This window comes from Pseudomonas sp. CCI1.1 (genome assembly GCF_034348165.1).
In the GTDB taxonomy this organism is placed as follows: domain Bacteria; phylum Pseudomonadota; class Gammaproteobacteria; order Pseudomonadales; family Pseudomonadaceae; genus Aquipseudomonas; species Aquipseudomonas paracarnis.
In genome coordinates this window covers 6,130,211-6,146,896 of the sequence record NZ_CP133780.1, presented here as the reverse complement: position 1 = coordinate 6,146,896, position 16,686 = coordinate 6,130,211, and the positions used below count along the sequence as shown (strand labels likewise).

Here is a 16,686-nt window from a genome sequence, read left to right as displayed (position 1 = left end):
CGCTTTCGCGGTGGTTTATTACTTATCTTCAGGTAATGGGAAACGCGCCTTGATTTCGGCTACTTTGGCTCGCCATTCTTTTTCCTTTTCAGCCGTACCGTCGAATTGCCATTCGAGGTACATCGGGTCAGCTTCGCTGACGTAGGCAGAGCGGCGGGCAGCAATAGTGCTAGCGAGTGCGGCAGCGGCAGCGGCGTTCTCGATCAGCTCCTGCGCGGCCTTATCACTAAAACCCAGGCCCTTGAGGGTCTGCGCGCTAGCAGGTACGTTGATCAACGAGTCACCAGCAGGCGTTACCAACTTTTCGATAAACAAAGTCATTTGATCAGTCCTTAAACCTTGGCGGTATAGCGAGCGTCGTTATCGTGGGAATAGGCCAGGCGTTTCTCTTCAAAGGCTTTGCCGAGCACAGCATCAGCCTGCGTCAAGCTATAAGGTTTCACCGCCCAACGAACTTCCCAATCGGCGTTAACGTCATCTTTCATAATCACTTCAGTATCTAACTTGCTGTAATTAACAGGATAATCAAACGATTTAGTGATGGTATAGCTCAGCCCACCCCTCAGGTACATCCCGGAAAACTGTGGAGCGTTCGTTTGTTGTCCAGCGACCAAACCTAAGTACATGGGTTTGAGCCCAGTAATGGCACGTGCTGTACAAATCATTCCAAACGAAACACCTCTCACCGTTTCACGGTAAGTTTGGGATATCCGCTTAATCGCTAGAAAGTTAGCATCACCATTCCATATATATCCGACACCCTCAAGTTGCAAGTTCAAGCCAGCAATGTGATAAATCCCTTGACCAAAGGGAGCTTTCTCCTGGTCTCGATAATATACCCGCGAAACGGTAATTTCTGTTTCGCCCGCCTCGTTACCAGGCATGGTCCACCAAACAGGATAGAAGACCTCCGTAGACAAGCCAGTGAGGTCAATGTCCTGTTTGTAAAGCGCACGACCATTAATATCTTTAGCCTGCACACTATTACGCCAAGCAGTAAACTGACTTGAAGCGGCCTCTACCCGCGCATCAATCTTCCCAATTTGGTTGGTAACCGTCTCAGTAAGTTTATTACATGCATCCACAACTTTCGTGATAGTCGTTTCAAGTCCCATCATCAACTCCCTGTCAGTTAATCTTTCCAGCACTTTTATCAGTGCTACTACTTCGCTTCGAGCTGCATAACCCGAAACATCAAATCAACGTGGCGGGACATATTGCCAACCGAAGCCGCGGCCATAATCGCGATCTCCTCCGCCAACAACAGATTCAAGTTCTCACTCCCCACCACAATCGTCACGCTATCCGCCGGCAACGGCGAAACATCCAGCGTAAACTTCTGCAGCACCCGCGCCGCCGCCGCTTTATACGTCAGCAACTTCCCCGCCACGGAATACACCGCCAGCAAGGTGCCGCTGGCGAGGTAAAACCCGAACTCGCCAATCTCATACTCACCGTCGCCATCAAACAGCGCGGCCATCCTGAGTTGGCGCTCGCCCAGGTCTTCGTAATCGACGATGGCCACCCGTTGGCGCTCGTCACGCAAGGCCACTTCCGTGCCGTCGGGGTTGTAGCGGCCGGTGCCGGCGCCGATGTGGGTGATTTCGCCTTTGAGGCCTTGGTTCTTTGCCTGCAGCACTTCATCCAAACCTTTGGAGGTGAAGCGCACCAGGCGCGTGATTTCATCTGTCATGGCTGCGCCCTGAGGTCGTAATCGTTAATGGTGTAGTGCTGGGCAACCCCGGCACTGTTTAGGCGAGCCACCAGCGCCAGGTCCGGCAATGCGCCGTTCAGGTAGAACTCGCCGTCGCTTAAAGGCGCGTCGAGCACTTGCGTGAGCGCGAGCTGGCCTTCGGTTTCATGCACGATGGTAATCGTCGCCTGATCGCGCTCGCTTTTCGCCGCGTTGATGCGACGGATCAGCCGGTTGTGGTCGCCGCTGGACCAACTGCGCCCGATGATCGCCTGCACGTCGAAGGTGTAAGGCACGCCCAAGGGGCGCTGCTGATACCAAGCGCTGATATTCGGCGTGAAGCCCAATGACTCCACCGCATGGCTCAGTGCCTTGGGTGTGCCGGCCTGGCGTTGGATCTGCCAGGACAAGGCCACGGTCAGGCGTTTTTCCGCTTCGCTGGCCTCGGCATCCCATTCGCTGACGCCACGGTCGGCGGCCAGGTAAGGCAGGAACTCGCTAGGGGTATACAGCGGGTTCATCAGCGCCGGAAACGGCGGGGCGACACGCTCAAGCAATGTGCCGAAGCCCAGGTCCAACGCCTTTTCCAGCGGTGAGCTGTTGGCGGGCAGCAAACTCGCTTTGGGTTCACTCATAGTGTGCGCACCTCCACCTCGACGCCCGTGCAATACGGGGCCTGGAACGCCGTGCTGACAATCGGCGCCAGCGGTTCGAGGATGTGCAGTTGCGCGGCCCCGGCACTGTGGATGGCGTAGTCGATCCAGCTGGGGTCCACCCGACCTTCCAGACGGTGGCAGGACTCGGCGTAGTCTTGCAGCAGTTTCTGCGCGGCCACTTGGGTCAGCCCCGAGTCCGGGCCGGCGTTGATCTTGGCCACCACACGAATTTTATAGGGTTGAATCTGCGCGCCTTGGACGCTGACAAGATCGGTTTCTGGCCGTACATCCGGCCGTGCGAAATGTCGACGTACACCGTCAAGCAAGTCGACAGATGGCGTGCCGTCGCCCTCCCTGGAAAGCACGGTGACCATGACTTCCCCCGGTGCGGTGCGGCGAGCGTTGCCGTCCTTGACCTGGGCCGCGTAGCCGTCGGGGTCGAAGGTGTAGGTGACCGTGACCACACCGGGCGTCGCGCTTTGTACTTTCACTGCTGGGCGCTCGCCCAAAGTGAACACTTCGCGGCGATACTGCATGCGCGAGCCCGCCGCTGGGGCGTGGGGTGCCAGGTAGTAGCGCAGGCGGGCGTCGTCGTCGCTTTCCAAGGTGGGCGGCACCGGCGGGAAAGCCGCCGGGTCGCCTGGGTCGAGCACTTGGCGTTCCAGGCCCATATCGGCCAGGCGCGCATCCAGGTTGCTACCGGTGGCCCACCACGCCAGCATCTGCTTGATGCGGGCGTTGTATTTGCGCTCATGGGTTTGCAGGCGCACGCAAAAAGCTTCCAGGGCCAGGGTCAGCAGTTCGCTTTCGTTGTCGAGGCTGACCTGGAGTTTGGCTGCGCTTTGCGGCGCGCGAGTGGCGACGTAGTCGATGACAAACGCTTTGAATTCGGCCAGCAACGGCTCGAACTCATCGACTTTAATGATGGCCGGTTCCGCCAGTTGGTTCTGGCCGGGGATCAGCATACTCATGTCACGACCTCGAAGGATTGTTGGCGGTTTTTCCAGGTGCCGGCAAACCGCAGCAGCAGGCCGGCGCCCTGGCGGGTAGCGACAATGACCTGAGGGTCAAAATCGCCAATGCCGTTATGAATGTTGTAGAACGCTTGGGCGGCGTGGCTTTGGGCGAGGATCAGCAAGTCATCGCCCAGGTTCTGGCCGAGCAATTGCGGGATCAGTGAGCCGTACAGCGGGCGTTTTTGCCGCGTTCCGATGGGGGTGGTCAGCGCGCGGGTGGCGCGCTGCACAAATTGCAGCCAGTCGTCGACGGCCGCCCCGGTGTTCCTATCGATTCCGAGCATGGGGTGTCCTTATCGGGGGCTGATGACGCGTCCTTGATGGTCCACCACCGGGCCGCTGAAGTGCGCGCCGCCGGCATCCAGCAACAGGCTGGTACCGCCGATTTGCAGGGTGATGCTCTGGGCATTCATGGTCAGGCTGGCAGCGCCGACTTTAATGTCGACCTGTTCACGGGAGCCGCTGACGGTGGTTGGGCCGTTGACCCAGTTGAAGGTATGGCTGGCATCGTCGTAGTCGCTTTGGGTGCCGTCTTGATGGCGCCGCCGGGTCAGCGTTGCCACGCTGGAGACCGGCGGGAAGCGATCACTGTTGAGGCCGAACAGGGCCACGGATTGCACACCGCCCTCCCCCCCGCCGTAGTTGAGCAGCAGGCATTGCTCACCCACCGTGGGGATGCGGGTTTCGGTTTGTGCACCGGCACTGGGGTTGAAAAAGCGGATCGCCGGGGTGAGCAGGTCACCGTGGCTGACCTTGCAGGTGTTGCTGGCCGCATCGACGTGCTGGCAGATGCCGATCCGGCAGAAGCTCTCGGCGCGGCGGTAGAGGTCCTCAAGCTGGGACTCCATCTCAGCCAGGCGTTCGACGATCGGTCCCAATTGCATGCGTAACAGCGCGTCGAACATGGGCTACTCCGCCAGTGGCTGGTATTGGGTTGGGTCGTCGATGTTGGAGACGTCCCAAGTGCAGGCAAATAGCGGTTGGCCTGTGGGATCGTCGAGTAACACCGGCCCCAGATAGAGGGTTTGCGTGAAGGAAACCGTCCAGGTGTCGTAGTCCGTTTCCACGGAAGTGCGCGCAGCGGGAGCGGCGACGATATTCGCCGGCAAATCGCACTGCGTCTGGGGCAGGTTCCAACGGTTATCCAACACCAGGTCCATGAGTTGGCTGGCCAGGTCGCAGGCATCGAACGGCAATGCACCGGGGGCGACCATGGCCCTCAGTGAAATGCTCAGCACGTGAGCCTTGCGCCCTTCGCGAGAGCGAATGCCCGGGCCATTGCCTTCGACCGTGACCTGCACACCGGTTTTTTCGGCGTCGCCCTTAAAGTCCTGGTGGCTACCGACCTTGATGTCGGGGAAGGCCGCGTGCAGCACCGCGCCGATGGCCTGGGGCAGTTGGGATGGCTTTTCGATAAGCGTCATTTTAAGTAGCGTCCTTGCAACAATTACTGCGGGTCCTGGCGGGAGCCTTGGTTGATCCCGATGCGCTTGGCTGCCCACCGTTCATAAAGACCGATGGCCACGTCGGCACCGGCCATGGCGGTCAGGCAACCAATGGCGCCGGCGGTCCAGATCGACATTCCGGCGGCGTAGCACAGCATCAGGGCGGAAACCCCGCAAACCATGCACGCCCCGGAACGCAGGGCCAGACGGCGGATCAGTGACCAACCGCGGGCGCCCTCCTTGTCGGCCCGCCACATCTCGCCGGATACGCCGCCGATCACTGCCAATACGATCACCAGCCAGATAGGCATTTCCGCTAACGCTTGCTGTTCATTTGTCATGTCACGCCTCCTGGCTGAGCAATAGATAGTCCGTATTTCATTTACAAATGCTTGAGTAGGTAGGCATTCCAAAAAGCCCGGTCGCCCGGGCTTTTCAGTAATGATGTCCTCGGACTTTCGGCGCTACTGGCGCGGTACGGTCCTTTCCTCGATGTTTTTCCGACCACGATCCCTGTCTGCCGGATAACTGCTTCTGGTGCTTTACGCTGCACACCCGGGTCAGTTGCCAACCCTCTGAACCGTTAAGGCCGGTTCATCGCTGCCTGTTGTTGAAGCGGTGAAACTAAAGAGCGTCGGCATCCTTGCCGGTGTTGCCTGGCATCCCTGCCATCGCTTCGATGGCGTCCTTGCCGATGTTGCGTGCCTTCCTTGTCTTCCTTGGCAGCATCCTTGCCGCCTCCACCAGGCCTTGTTGGCTGGCTTGAGATGAAGAATATGCATGTATGCATATACAGTCAATGCACAAATGCATTTTTTTTGCTGCGGAAATGCGCATATGCATTAGAAGGCCTACTGGCTTGGGGTTTGCCGGTTTTCTGCGGGTGAAAAAAAACCCGCACATGGGCGGGTTTCTTCTTACGAGTGGGAGTTAGCGGGCGTACATACCCCACCAGAAAACATGACCGAGGATGCTAATCTGCTCGTCCTGGATATCCTGGAAGCTGTAGTCCTCATCGGGGTGTTCATCACGATTGAAGCTGCGCAGGCGGATACCGGAAGGCAGGCGGTAGAGCTGTTTAACCCGCAACTGGCCGTTGTGATTGATGGCATACAGGTCGCCATCGACGATGTCGCCAATGCCGCTCTTGCCGGCATTCACCCCCACCGTGGCGCCGTCGCGCAACACCGGCAACATGCTGTTGCCGCGCACCGTCACGCACTTGGCCTGGTCGAACTGCACACCGTTATGCCGCAGGCTGCGCTTGCCGAACCGCAGGCTGGCCTTTTCGCTTTCCTCGATGACGAATCTTCCTGATCCAGCAGCCAATTCAACCTCGCGCAGAAAGGGGATCGACACCTCGTCATCATTGACGGGGGTGTCGTCGTCCCACAGGCTTATGTCCTTGAGTTCCGAATGCATCGGGTCGCGCCCGTCATCGCGCAAAGCGCCCACTGCTGCGCGCCCGCGCAGGTAATCAGTGCTCACGCGAAAATACTCGGCGATACGGGAGATGTGTTTATCCGACGGATCAACGATCTTGCCGCTGAGGATCCGGGACAGTGTGGATTGAGGCACGCCAGTGCGTCGGTGAAGCTCCGTGGGGGAGATCCGGTCGCGGTCCAGCAGCTCTCTTAAGACGATAGAAACGTTGCGTTTTTGCATAGCGCGGATAGTGACGGGAGTTTGGGGGGTTGGCAAATGCTAATTTGCATATTTATGCATTAAACATCCGGACCTCACTTAATTCGAATCAGAATACTGTATATACAACCAGTTATCGACACTCTATTATTTCGACAGCTTGGTATTGCTGCCGATCAACACCTTGCATGTCGACAACTCAAGGCCTATGTATAAAACTCTTTGACAACGTAGCCAGCAACGACGGAGGTGCTCATGGCTTATTCAGCGCTAGCTGTCGCTAACGCCTTCATTGAACGTGCGAAGGAAGGCAAGCTTTCGGGCCTGACGCCCATGAAGCTGCAAAAACTGCTGTTTTATACGCAGTCCTGGCATTTGCGCGAACGGGATCAGCCCCTCATGGATGATCACTTCGCCCGCTGGCAATATGGCCCGGTCATTCCGTCGCTTTACCATGAGTTGAAATCCTACGGTAATCGCCCGGTGACCGCGTTGCTCAGCAACCTGAAGCCCGACGCTGAAGACATTGTCTTCGTGACACCGAGAGTGCCTGAGAGCGATACCTACACCCATCGTTTGATTGACCGGATCATCAACAAATACGGCAAGTGGTCTGGCACCCAACTGTCCAACCTCTCCCACGAGGACGGCACAGCCTGGGCCCTCAAGGGCGCCGACGGTTCGGCCATCGACTGGGAAGACATGGCCACACTCATTCACCCAAAGAGCCGCATCCGTGAGTGAAGAACTCGACAACCTGGAACTCACCTTGCCCCCCGTGGCAGGGCCTGACCAGGACACCCAAGCCGGTGGCGAGCAAGCCATAGGCACCGACGATGAAAGAAGCCAGAACCTCAAAGACCAGAAGGCTGAAAGGCAACTGCGCAAGAAATATGCGGGGCGTGCGTTTTGGTTCGCTGCGTGCGGGGTGATCTTCTGGGGGGTCCTGCTGGTGTGGAATGGCTGGTCGACGTATTACTCGGGTAAAGCGCCGTTCTCGGACAATGTGTTGATTGCCATCACTACGGCGACTTCAATCAACTTGTTTGCGGCGTTTCTTGGGGTGATCAGAGGGTTGTTTCCGGCTAGTGGGCGTAAATCCAAATAGTCTGGTCGTACTCATACCCTGACTTCTCTCTATCCGGCATTAAGGTGTGAGCACGCAAAAGTCAGTTAATCATCTTCAAGGCACTGATCTTTTTTTTAGTTTTTGCCGAGCTTATCCAGCAGCGACCGGCTGCAAAAATCGCACCGAGGTGGAGTTTCATCTTGCGGCCAACACCTCGGATTTCCGCCACGTCTGTATTGCGCAAGACCCGGTCCCGCTTAACCGGGTCGGTGCTATTGACCACCCCGACCAGCATCAACTGAAGCCGCAGCCGCGGCGGCTTCTGTCGTCGGCCAGTCAGCGGCGCGGAGTCTGCAAGGCGTGGTAGCCGTAATCGGCGCGAGCTTTGCGTAAAGGAACGCCCGCCTCGATAGCCGTACGAATATGTTCTTCGGCCTGGTGGATTTCTTCGGCCACCTCCAGCACTTCGCTCAGTGAGCCGGCCGGAATCACCACTAGGCCGTCAGCGTCGCCGCGCAACCAATCATCGGGTTGTACCCGCACGCCACCCAGCGTAACGGGCGCCTGGATCGCTTCGACACGCACGCGATCCTTGCCGGTGCGCATCCAGTTCCCCCGGGAAAAGATCGGGTAGTTAAGCTCCAACGCACGGTCGACATCGCGGCAGATACCGTCAATCACCGTCCCGGCCAACTGCTTACGGGCGGCGGTAGAGGTCAGTAAATCGCCCCACACGGTGGTGTCGAGCCGCGCCTGGTTGTCGATCACTACCACCTGGCCAGCCTCAAGGTCGTCGATGTAGTCACCCACCGAGCCGCCGTCCAGGCCAATAGGGCCGTAGCGCAGGGTCCAGGCTTTGCCTGTGAGGTTGAACGACCGGTCCAGAGGCATGATGTCGGTGCACTGGCAAACGATTTTCAGGCGGTCCATCGCATCGCTGAGGTCGGTGCAACTCAGGGCGTCGAGGCGGGTAACAATAGAGGTTTGCATGATGTGGCCTTCCTTGTGTCCTGTGGGTTAACGCGCGGTGGCGTCGGCACTGAATGCGTGGATCTTGTCGACGATCTGGCGTGACGCCGTCCGGATTGCCGTGGTGGTATTGCCAGCGATGTGCGGCGTCAATTGCGCATTGGCAATAGCGGTCAATGGCGAGTCGAAGCGGTCTTTTTCAAGGGCAAAGGTATCGATGGCGACGGCTTTGATATGCCTGGGAAACTGGCGCATGAAAGCGGCCAACCGGTGTTCGTCGACGATCCCGCCGCGCGCGGTATTGATGAGGATTGATCCCTGGCGCATCTGCTGGAACTCGGCGGTGCCGAACAAGCCTCGGGTCTGCGGGGTGAGCGGTACGTGGATCGAGACGATGTTCGCCTCGGCCAGTAACTGTTCAAGACCTGCCCGCCGCTCAAGCCCAAGGCTGTGCGCCACCGGTTCGGTAAAACGTTCGGACCCGGTGGCGATCACCCTGATGCCCAGCGCCGCAGCCTTGCGCGCCACCTGCCGGGCAATGCTGCCGGTGCCCACCAGCCCAAGCGTCAGTTCGGCGTATTCGCAGGCAGGTGCCAAGGAGCCTTTTGCCCAATGGCCGTTGTGCGTTTCAGCGTTGTAGTCATCCAGGTCGCGCGACAGAAACAGCGCCTGGGCCACGACGTATTCGGCAACAGCGGTCGCGTTGGAGCCCGGAGTGTTGAGGATCGCCACGCCACACTGCTCGCACGCCAGCCGATCAATATGATTGATCCCTGTGCCAGCCTGGGCAATGGCGCGCAGTGGCGTGGCCAACGCCGGCGAGGTGGCAGCGCGGATCAGGCCAGCGCCCAACGGGATGTTCAGGCGCGTCTTGAACACGCTGTAACCCCCGGCCTGACTCACGGCGGCAATAAAGCCAGGCTCGTCATGGCAGTTGATCTCGGCATAGTGAATGCGCGTGCCGTAGTGCTGCCGGATGCACTCTTTGTCCGCGAAATAATGCAGGTTGAGGGTGACGCCCAGGCCCAGTTCAAGAAAGCGATCGACTTCCTCAAACAGTAACGGCGGCCCGGGGGCATCCAGTATCAAGGTGGTAAATGCCATACAGTTGATCCTCTTGGAGGGTAGCGCCTGCCGATACCCAGGTTGCCCTGGGCATCGGGGTTAATCACCAGGTGAAATGGTGGGCGCTTGCGGGATCGACCAAACCTGCATCGGTACTCACGGCCGCGAGGAACCCGCTGTAGAAATCATTCAGCGATGACGACTGGATGAACGCGGGATTGCTTTTGGCGTAGAGCAGAAACAAGCGATAGATTCGCAAGTTCTTTTCCTTGAGATAGACCTCGGCCCTGAGGCTGGGCCAGAGGTTGAGCAAGCTGCCTTCCTTGATTTTCCATGGATCCGCCGGCTCGGTGCCGTTGGTGGCTTTGTACACGAAGCGCTTACCTTCAATCACTTCCAGGTGCAGGCTGGCCAGCAGCTGTTCGGCGGTACCGACGGCTTCGGTCTTCAAGGCTTGCGCCAGCCTCTGGATGTGGGCCTTTTCCGGGATGCTGCCGGTCAGGGTCAGCCAGGCGCATTTGAGGTCGGTTCGCGCAATGGCGTAGGCCATGCCTTTGACGTAGGTGTGAAAGCTCTCATCCTCGTTGAAGGCCTTGGACAAGCAAGTTGCCGGCTCTTGCGCAAACTGCCCGACGCCGATCAGTTCGCTGTGCAATCCACCGGCCAGCAAGGCGCGGGTCCAGGGAATCGCACGAATGGCATCGGGACGCGACTCGAACACCTTGATGTTGAAGATACGAGAAGGCGGCCGGGTGCCTTTGGCGGTGGCCCTGACCACATCGAATCGCGCCAGGTCCAGCAGCAGGGAAGGCAGCGCCGGATGCTCGAAGAACGTCGCCTGGTAGCGGCGCACCACGCCCCCCCAACGTTGAACCCTGCCGGCAATGACCTCCTCGGACGGCTGCGGCTTGGGCTCGGCGTGCATACGGTACAACTGGCTGAGAAAGTTGACGGACTGGTTGCGGGTCAGCAGATGAGCGCGCATCTCCGCGCAGCCGGCCAGCATGAAGCGGGTTTCCGGGCCCTCCAGCGCGCCGAACTCCTGCAAGGTCTCGGCGATCACCCCATTACACCGTGCGTGTTCCCCGCCCATGATGACGTGGACGACCACCTCGATGCCATAACGAGCCGCGATCAACTTGTGCTGGTTGGCAATCGCCATGTTCAGCTTGTGCATGGCCTTGCCGCCTTGCTTGCCCGTGTCGCTGGGGCCAAACGTGATGTATTGGCGGTTGCCGCGCGTTGCCAGGTGCTGGCGGTACACCGGGTTTTCGTACACCTCATGCACCGTGGCCACCGTGCGCTCGGCACCTGCCAGGTCTTCAGGTTGCAGAGCGATGTCAATCCCGTCCCGTACCTGGGCCGCTTTCATCAGGAACAGCACCTCCAGCGCGCTGAGGGCCGAGGTGTACTCGGCGATCCCGTGGATTTTCATCCGGTCGCGATAACGGTCAATCATTTCAAACCGTTCCACCGCGTTGCGCGCATCGTGCATGCGGATATAGCTCGGATCCTGCTCCATCAGCGCAATGTAATCCTGGCCGGCATATTGCTCGACTTTCCGCGTGTAAATCGGCGTGGTGCGTTGCAAATACTCCTGCCACAGGGCAGCGGGCGTCCGGGCCGCCCCGCCCTCCAGCGCGACCTCAAGGGCGGCCTGACGCGCACGCTCATCCAGCTCGTGATAGTGCCGGCCCTGGCCCAGGCCGATGGTTTCCAGCCACTGACTGGAAAGGATCTCATCGACCACGCAGCTGAACATCTCGGCGTTTTCACGAAGCTCGATATCCAGATAGTGAAAGCCAAACGCATGCACCCGCAGCAGCAGACGGTCGATGGCGGCGGGCTGGGTAAAACGGATGCTGCTCAGTGCGTCGATCAGTTCGGCGGGACGCTTGAAATGCTCGGGATGATCCTTGCCCACGCGAGCACGAATCTCTTCAAGGCGATGCCGTGCGCCGCCGTCCTTGATCAGACTGTCGATATCAGCGATGTAGCGATTGCGCAGCGCCGTTTCCAGCGCCACCACCAGGGTTTCGGTGTGCTGGTTGGTGTCATAGGGGCGGCCATCCTTGTCGCCGTATAACCAGGTGAACAAAGTCAGCCATTTTTCCTGCGGCGCCAGGCCCAGGGCGTGATGCACGTCGGGCAACGCGTCATACACACTGTCGGCGTAAAAAATCTGTGACTCGATATCGGTGCCATTACTGCCCGACCACACGGCGTTGTACAACTCCAGCAGAAGCTGCGCAGTGACTTGAGGCTTTTTCAGGCCACGATCCTCGACGTGCTGTGCCAGTTTCTGCAAGACCAGCACAACGGAATGCTTGAGCTGGTCGGTTTCTTTGCACAGCACTCCCAGGCTGATATTCACGCCCGCAGGCGCTGCAATCAACTGCGGATCGAGCGTGAGCAACTGACGAGGCAGACTGGCTTGCGAAGCAATCTGGGTCGCCACACCCCTGACCGACAATTCGAACAGCAGTTGCTTGATCAGTAACAACTTCCAGAATGCCTCGACGTCTTTGCTGGAGCGCGATTCGAAGAACGCCTTGCCCAGCGCTGCGGCCAATTTCGAATCACCCTTGTCCAGATACGACAGCGTATCGATTTCAGCATAGATCCTGAGACAGGCACGGGCATGCGGGGTGTGGGAAGCATCATCCGTGTTGGCCTTGAGTACGTGCTCCAGGGCTCGCCATAGGACGTCATGCAATAGCGCGGGGTTGGTATGGCCGATTGAGGGGCGAGTTGATGCATTTTCCAGTATGGAGTTGATCACATGATTCATGGGTTCAAGCCTCGATAATTGTCAAATCCCTTGTTTGCAGTGCGCCGAACAGACACACGCAAAATCATCAATGTCCCAGGCTTAACCCACTGCGTCGCAACGAACGGAACTCACCTGTTCGCCGACAGAAAGCCCCCTTGTCGATACCGAAAAACGGCAAAAAAATGAAACAATTTGTTACATCTGTGAGCAATAAAACATGCTCCGATTTTTTCGACAAAAGACCTTTTTGGAATAGAGAGCCAGAAAAAAATGATAGGAAGCTAATAAAAATCACATCAACGATTCTTTTTAGTGCGGATGTTTTTTCTAAAACCCTGATTATTCGAAATTATATTCACCCGCTCAAAAACGCTCGCCCCGGAAAGAATCTCGCGAAGGCACGACCTGCGAGCGCAACTTAAACAATTCTTCATAAACACGGCTTTATGAAAAACCAGAGCAGGTTCACGCATTAACAGCGGTGTCTCCTTGCAAAACGCCTTGCACCCCACCTCCAATCTTCTCCACGTCGCCAAGCTGCTCGCAGAAGATGCGGCGATGACCAAGGAGACGGACCGTTACGCCTGGGCTTCGCATGACTTGCAGGAAATGGTCAAGGCGGTGGTTGATGATGGGGTGAAGGTGTTGGATTCGCCGGTTAATACCCAGTAAGCCGCGAAAATAGAAAAGGCGGGCAACCGCTAACCTGTGGCGGCGCCGCTCCTTTAGTGGTGGATATCGGGGCGGCACCGCTTTTGCTTTTTACCTATCCGTTTGCGACCTGCGAACCCCCGACCTCGCGTGTTAACCTTGCCGCCATCGCAAAAAATGCTGGGCCAAGCGCCCCCTTTGCCCCATCACTTTCAACGAATTTGCCTACTACCCAATGAGTAAAAACACTTCAGACCTGTCCTCCCACACCCCAATGATGCAGCAGTACTGGCGCCTGAAAAACCAGCACCCTGATCAGTTGATGTTCTATCGCATGGGCGACTTCTACGAGATCTTCTACGAAGACGCGAAGAAGGCCGCCAAGCTGCTGGACATTACCCTGACCGCGCGCGGGCAGTCGGCGGGGCAGTCGATTCCGATGTGTGGGATTCCTTATCACTCGTTGGAAGGCTACTTGGTCAAGCTGGTCAAGCTGGGCGAGTCGGTGGTGATCTGTGAGCAGATCGGTGACCCGGCCACCAGCAAAGGGCCGGTGGAGCGCCAGGTGGTGCGCATCATCACCCCAGGCACGGTGAGTGATGAGGCGTTGCTGGATGAGCGTCGCGATAACCTGATTGCGGCGGTGTTGGGCGATGAGCGTCTGTTCGGCCTGTCGGTGCTGGATATCACCAGCGGCAACTTCAGCGTGCTGGAGATCAAGGGTTGGGAAAACCTGCTGGCGGAGCTGGAGCGTATCAATCCGGTGGAGTTGTTGATCCCGGATGATTGGCCCAAGGACTTGCCCGCCGAGAAGCGTCGGGGAACCAAACGTCGTGCACCGTGGGATTTTGAACGTGATTCGGCACTGAAAAGTCTGTGCCAGCAGTTCTCGGTGCAGGACCTTAAAGGCTTTGGTTGCGAAACCCTGACCCTGGCTATCGGCGCTGCCGGCTGCCTGCTCAGCTACGCCAAGGAAACCCAGCGTACCGCCCTGCCGCACTTGCGCAGCCTGCGCCATGAGCGTCTGGACGATACCGTGGTGCTTGATGGCGCCAGCCGTCGCAACCTGGAACTGGACACCAACCTGGCCGGTGGCCGCGATAACACCCTGCAATCGGTGGTAGACCGTTGCCAGACCGCCATGGGCAGCCGTTTGCTGACCCGTTGGCTGAACCGTCCGCTGCGGGACTTGACCGTGCTGCAAGCACGCCAGTCTTCTATTACTTGCCTGCTCGACGGCTATCGCTTTGAAAAGCTGCAGCCGCAACTGAAAGAAATCGGCGATATCGAACGTATCCTGGCACGGATCGGTTTGCGCAATGCACGGCCCCGTGACCTGGCGCGCCTGCGTGATGCCTTGAGCGCCCTGCCTCAGTTGCAAGTGGCGATGACCGAACTGGACACGCCGCACCTGCAACAGCTGGCAGTGACTGCCGGCACGTACCCGGACCTCGCGGCACTGCTGGAAAAAGCCATCATCGATAACCCGCCAGCGATCATTCGTGACGGCGGCGTGTTGAAAACCGGCTACGACAGCGAGCTGGATGAGCTGCAATCCCTGAGCGAAAACGCCGGGCAGTTCCTGATCGACCTGGAAGCCCGCGAAAAAGCCCGTACCGGCCTGGCTAACCTGAAAGTCGGCTACAACCGCGTGCATGGCTACTTTATCGAGTTGCCGAGCAAGCAGGCGGAGTCTGCGCCTATCGACTATCAACGTCGCCAGACCCTCAAAGGCGCCGAGCGTTTTATCACCCCAGAGCTCAAAGAGTTCGAAGACAAGGCGCTGTCGGCCAAAAGCCGCGCCCTGGCGCGGGAAAAGATGCTGTACGAAGCCTTGCTCGAGGACCTGATCAGCCGCCTGGCGCCGTTGCAAGTCACCGCCGCCGCCCTGGCGGAGCTGGATGTGTTGAGCAACCTCGCCGAACGGGCGCTGAACCTGGACCTCAACTGCCCACGGTTTGTCAGCGAACCGTGCATGCGCATCGTGCAAGGCCGTCACCCGGTGGTAGAGCAGGTGCTGACCACGCCGTTCGTCGCCAATGACGTGTCGCTGGACGACGATACCCGCATGTTGGTAATCACCGGTCCGAACATGGGTGGTAAATCCACCTACATGCGCCAGACCGCGTTGATCGTGCTGTTGGCGCATATCGGCAGCTTCGTACCCGCAGCCAGTTGCGAATTGTCGCTGGTGGACCGCATTTTCACGCGGATCGGCTCCAGCGATGACCTGGCCGGTGGCCGTTCGACCTTTATGGTGGAAATGAGCGAAACCGCCAACATTCTGCACAACGCCACCGAACGCAGCCTGGTGCTGATGGACGAAGTAGGTCGCGGTACCAGCACCTTCGACGGCCTGTCCCTGGCTTGGGCCGCGGCCGAACGCTTGGCGCATTTGCGTGCGTACACGCTGTTCGCCACGCACTACTTCGAGCTGACGGTGTTGCCGGAAAGCGAGCCGCTGGTGGCCAACGTGCATCTCAATGCCACCGAGCACAACGAGCGCATCGTGTTCCTGCACCATGTGCTGCCAGGGCCTGCGAGCCAGAGCTACGGCCTGGCCGTGGCGCAGTTGGCCGGTGTGCCGAACGAGGTGATCACCCGTGCCCGCGAACACCTCAGCCGCCTGGAAACCACGGCCCTGCCCCATGAAACCGTGGTCGCCAGCCCGGCCAAGGCCAGCAAGAAACCTGCCGCGCCGCATCAGAGCGATATGTTCGCCAGCCTGCCCCATCCGGTGCTGGATGAGTTGGCAAAGCTTGACCTGGATGACTTGACGCCGCGTAAAGCGCTCGAAATGTTATATGCACTGAAGACTCGGATATAACGCAGACGCTTGCAAGCTGATAGAATCTCGCGCGGTTTGGGATGCTGCGGGCTTTTAGCCTGGTCCGCAGACTATCGCTCTCAAACCTCGCGAACCCCACCACAAGGGGTTTCGCTGCCGCCGCCTGAGGAGAAAATTAGAAATGACCTTCGTCGTCACCGACAACTGCATCAAGTGCAAGTACACCGACTGCGTAGAAGTCTGTCCGGTGGACTGCTTCTACGAAGGCCCGAATTTCCTGGTTATCCACCCGGATGAGTGCATCGACTGCGCCCTGTGTGAACCAGAATGCCCGGCCGTCGCGATTTTCTCCGAGGACGAAGTGCCTGCGGGCATGGAGCAATTCATTCAGTTGAACGTCGAGTTGGCAGACATCTGGCCAAACATCACTGAGCGCAAAGATCCGATGCCGGACGCCGCCGAATGGGATGGCAAGCCCAACAAGATTGAGCAACTAGAGCGCTAAAGCGCCACTGCCCAACAAAAAAAGGCCCTTGAGGGCCTTTTTTGCGTTCGGGTGCCTGGGTTCACTTTTCTACAGGCAAAAAAAGGGGCGGTATGACCCGCCCACATTTTTTCCCTAGTCCCTGTATTCCTTTTCATCATCCTGATGAATCGCATCCTGCGACGTTCCTTCAAACCATCGTTCCTTGATGGCTGTGCCAATCCGTGGACACAGGGCTGATGTTAGAGCGTTCCAAGGGAAGTTCAACGCGATCCCCACGGCGGGCTGACAAAAGTTGCCGCTCGCCAGCATGAAAATAATCGTTATTTTTCAAAAAGATAGATAATAGCTTCGTCGATTCAAGACGTACGCAACCGCTAAAAAAACCAAACACTTACGAAAAAGTAAGCGAATGCTTACACGTGCATTGCGC

General features: G+C 58.3%; 18 protein-coding genes and 1 pseudogene. 5 read left to right on the top strand and 14 right to left on the bottom strand.

Annotation, left to right across the window (positions count from 1 at the left end; genetic code table 11):
• Positions 1-18 precede the first annotated feature (18 nt).
• The 11 genes from RHM69_RS27760 to RHM69_RS27710 form a co-directional block, all read right to left on the bottom strand.
• A complete protein-coding gene (locus RHM69_RS27760) occupies positions 19-321 on the bottom strand; it encodes a hypothetical protein (RefSeq protein WP_060767083.1) in 303 nt (100 codons plus the stop codon).
• A gap of 11 nt (positions 322-332) precedes the next feature.
• The gene (locus tag RHM69_RS27755) at positions 333-1,115 is read right to left on the bottom strand and encodes a phage tail protein (RefSeq protein ID WP_073453120.1); all 783 of its coding nucleotides are present in this window, start codon (positions 1,113-1,115) and stop codon (positions 333-335) included.
• 47 nt (positions 1,116-1,162) lie between these two features.
• On the bottom strand, positions 1,163-1,693 hold the full coding sequence (locus RHM69_RS27750; RefSeq protein WP_073453118.1) for a phage tail protein: 531 nt from the start codon (positions 1,691-1,693) through the stop codon (positions 1,163-1,165).
• Positions 1,690-2,328 carry a phage tail protein I gene (locus tag RHM69_RS27745; protein WP_014717162.1) on the bottom strand — a complete coding sequence of 213 codons (639 nt, stop codon included), beginning with the start codon at positions 2,326-2,328 and terminating at the stop codon, positions 1,690-1,692. The genes RHM69_RS27750 and RHM69_RS27745 overlap by 4 nt, the downstream gene beginning before the upstream one ends.
• Positions 2,325-3,320 carry a baseplate J/gp47 family protein gene (locus tag RHM69_RS27740; protein ID WP_014717161.1) on the bottom strand — a complete coding sequence of 332 codons (996 nt, stop codon included), beginning with the start codon at positions 3,318-3,320 and terminating at the stop codon, positions 2,325-2,327. The genes RHM69_RS27745 and RHM69_RS27740 overlap by 4 nt, the downstream gene beginning before the upstream one ends.
• Positions 3,317-3,649 (bottom strand): phage baseplate protein, encoded by a 333-nt coding sequence (locus RHM69_RS27735; protein WP_014717160.1) that lies wholly within the window; start codon positions 3,647-3,649, stop codon positions 3,317-3,319. Before RHM69_RS27735 ends, RHM69_RS27740 begins: the two co-directional genes overlap by 4 nt.
• 9 nt (positions 3,650-3,658) lie before the next feature.
• Positions 3,659-4,270, bottom strand: coding sequence for a phage baseplate assembly protein V (locus tag RHM69_RS27730; RefSeq protein WP_038449087.1), 612 nt, complete (start codon positions 4,268-4,270; stop codon positions 3,659-3,661).
• Positions 4,271-4,273: 3 nt separating this feature from the next.
• Positions 4,274-4,789, bottom strand: a complete 516-nt coding sequence (locus RHM69_RS27725) for a hypothetical protein (protein ID WP_014717158.1) — start codon at positions 4,787-4,789, stop codon at positions 4,274-4,276.
• Positions 4,790-4,812: 23 nt separating this feature from the next.
• Entirely contained in the window at positions 4,813-5,151 is a 339-nt protein-coding gene (locus RHM69_RS27720) for a phage holin family protein (RefSeq protein WP_005785384.1), read from the bottom strand.
• A 283-nt stretch (positions 5,152-5,434) separates the two neighbouring features.
• Positions 5,435-5,653 carry a hypothetical protein gene (locus RHM69_RS27715; protein ID WP_200600397.1) on the bottom strand — a complete coding sequence of 73 codons (219 nt, stop codon included), beginning with the start codon at positions 5,651-5,653 and terminating at the stop codon, positions 5,435-5,437.
• 87 nt (positions 5,654-5,740) lie between these two features.
• A complete protein-coding gene (locus RHM69_RS27710) occupies positions 5,741-6,484 on the bottom strand; it encodes a LexA family transcriptional regulator (protein WP_172832690.1) in 744 nt (247 codons plus the stop codon).
• A gap of 225 nt (positions 6,485-6,709) precedes the next feature.
• On the opposite strand from RHM69_RS27710, the gene RHM69_RS27705 reads away from it, so the two are divergent.
• Together RHM69_RS27705 and RHM69_RS27700 are read left to right on the top strand one after the other, a co-directional pair.
• Positions 6,710-7,198 carry a Panacea domain-containing protein gene (locus RHM69_RS27705; protein ID WP_014717156.1) on the top strand — a complete coding sequence of 163 codons (489 nt, stop codon included), beginning with the start codon at positions 6,710-6,712 and terminating at the stop codon, positions 7,196-7,198.
• The gene (locus tag RHM69_RS27700; RefSeq protein WP_014717155.1) at positions 7,191-7,562 is read left to right on the top strand and encodes a hypothetical protein; all 372 of its coding nucleotides are present in this window, start codon (positions 7,191-7,193) and stop codon (positions 7,560-7,562) included. Before RHM69_RS27705 ends, RHM69_RS27700 begins: the two co-directional genes overlap by 8 nt.
• A gap of 297 nt (positions 7,563-7,859) precedes the next feature.
• Here RHM69_RS27700 and RHM69_RS27695 read toward each other — a convergent pair whose 3' ends face one another.
• The 3 genes from RHM69_RS27695 to RHM69_RS27685 form a co-directional block, all read right to left on the bottom strand.
• Positions 7,860-8,513, bottom strand: a complete 654-nt coding sequence (locus RHM69_RS27695) for an RraA family protein (protein ID WP_200600379.1) — start codon at positions 8,511-8,513, stop codon at positions 7,860-7,862.
• A gap of 27 nt (positions 8,514-8,540) precedes the next feature.
• Complete coding sequence (locus RHM69_RS27690) at positions 8,541-9,596, bottom strand: NAD(P)-dependent oxidoreductase (RefSeq protein ID WP_058410451.1); 1,056 nt, start codon at positions 9,594-9,596, stop codon at positions 8,541-8,543.
• 64 nt (positions 9,597-9,660) lie between these two features.
• On the bottom strand, positions 9,661-12,348 hold the full coding sequence (locus RHM69_RS27685; RefSeq protein WP_200600377.1) for a phosphoenolpyruvate carboxylase: 2,688 nt from the start codon (positions 12,346-12,348) through the stop codon (positions 9,661-9,663).
• A gap of 450 nt (positions 12,349-12,798) precedes the next feature.
• Here RHM69_RS27685 and RHM69_RS27680 point away from each other — a divergent pair.
• The 3 genes and pseudogenes from RHM69_RS27680 to fdxA form a co-directional block, all read left to right on the top strand.
• A pseudogene (locus tag RHM69_RS27680) lies at positions 12,799-13,002 on the top strand (DUF3077 domain-containing protein); the annotation flags it as partial.
• A 214-nt stretch (positions 13,003-13,216) separates the two neighbouring features.
• The gene (gene mutS, locus RHM69_RS27675; RefSeq protein ID WP_322255326.1) at positions 13,217-15,808 is read left to right on the top strand and encodes a DNA mismatch repair protein MutS; all 2,592 of its coding nucleotides are present in this window, start codon (positions 13,217-13,219) and stop codon (positions 15,806-15,808) included.
• A 142-nt stretch (positions 15,809-15,950) separates the two neighbouring features.
• Positions 15,951-16,274, top strand: a complete 324-nt coding sequence (gene fdxA, locus RHM69_RS27670) for a ferredoxin FdxA (RefSeq protein WP_014717148.1) — start codon at positions 15,951-15,953, stop codon at positions 16,272-16,274.
• Positions 16,275-16,686: the final 412 nt, after the last annotated feature.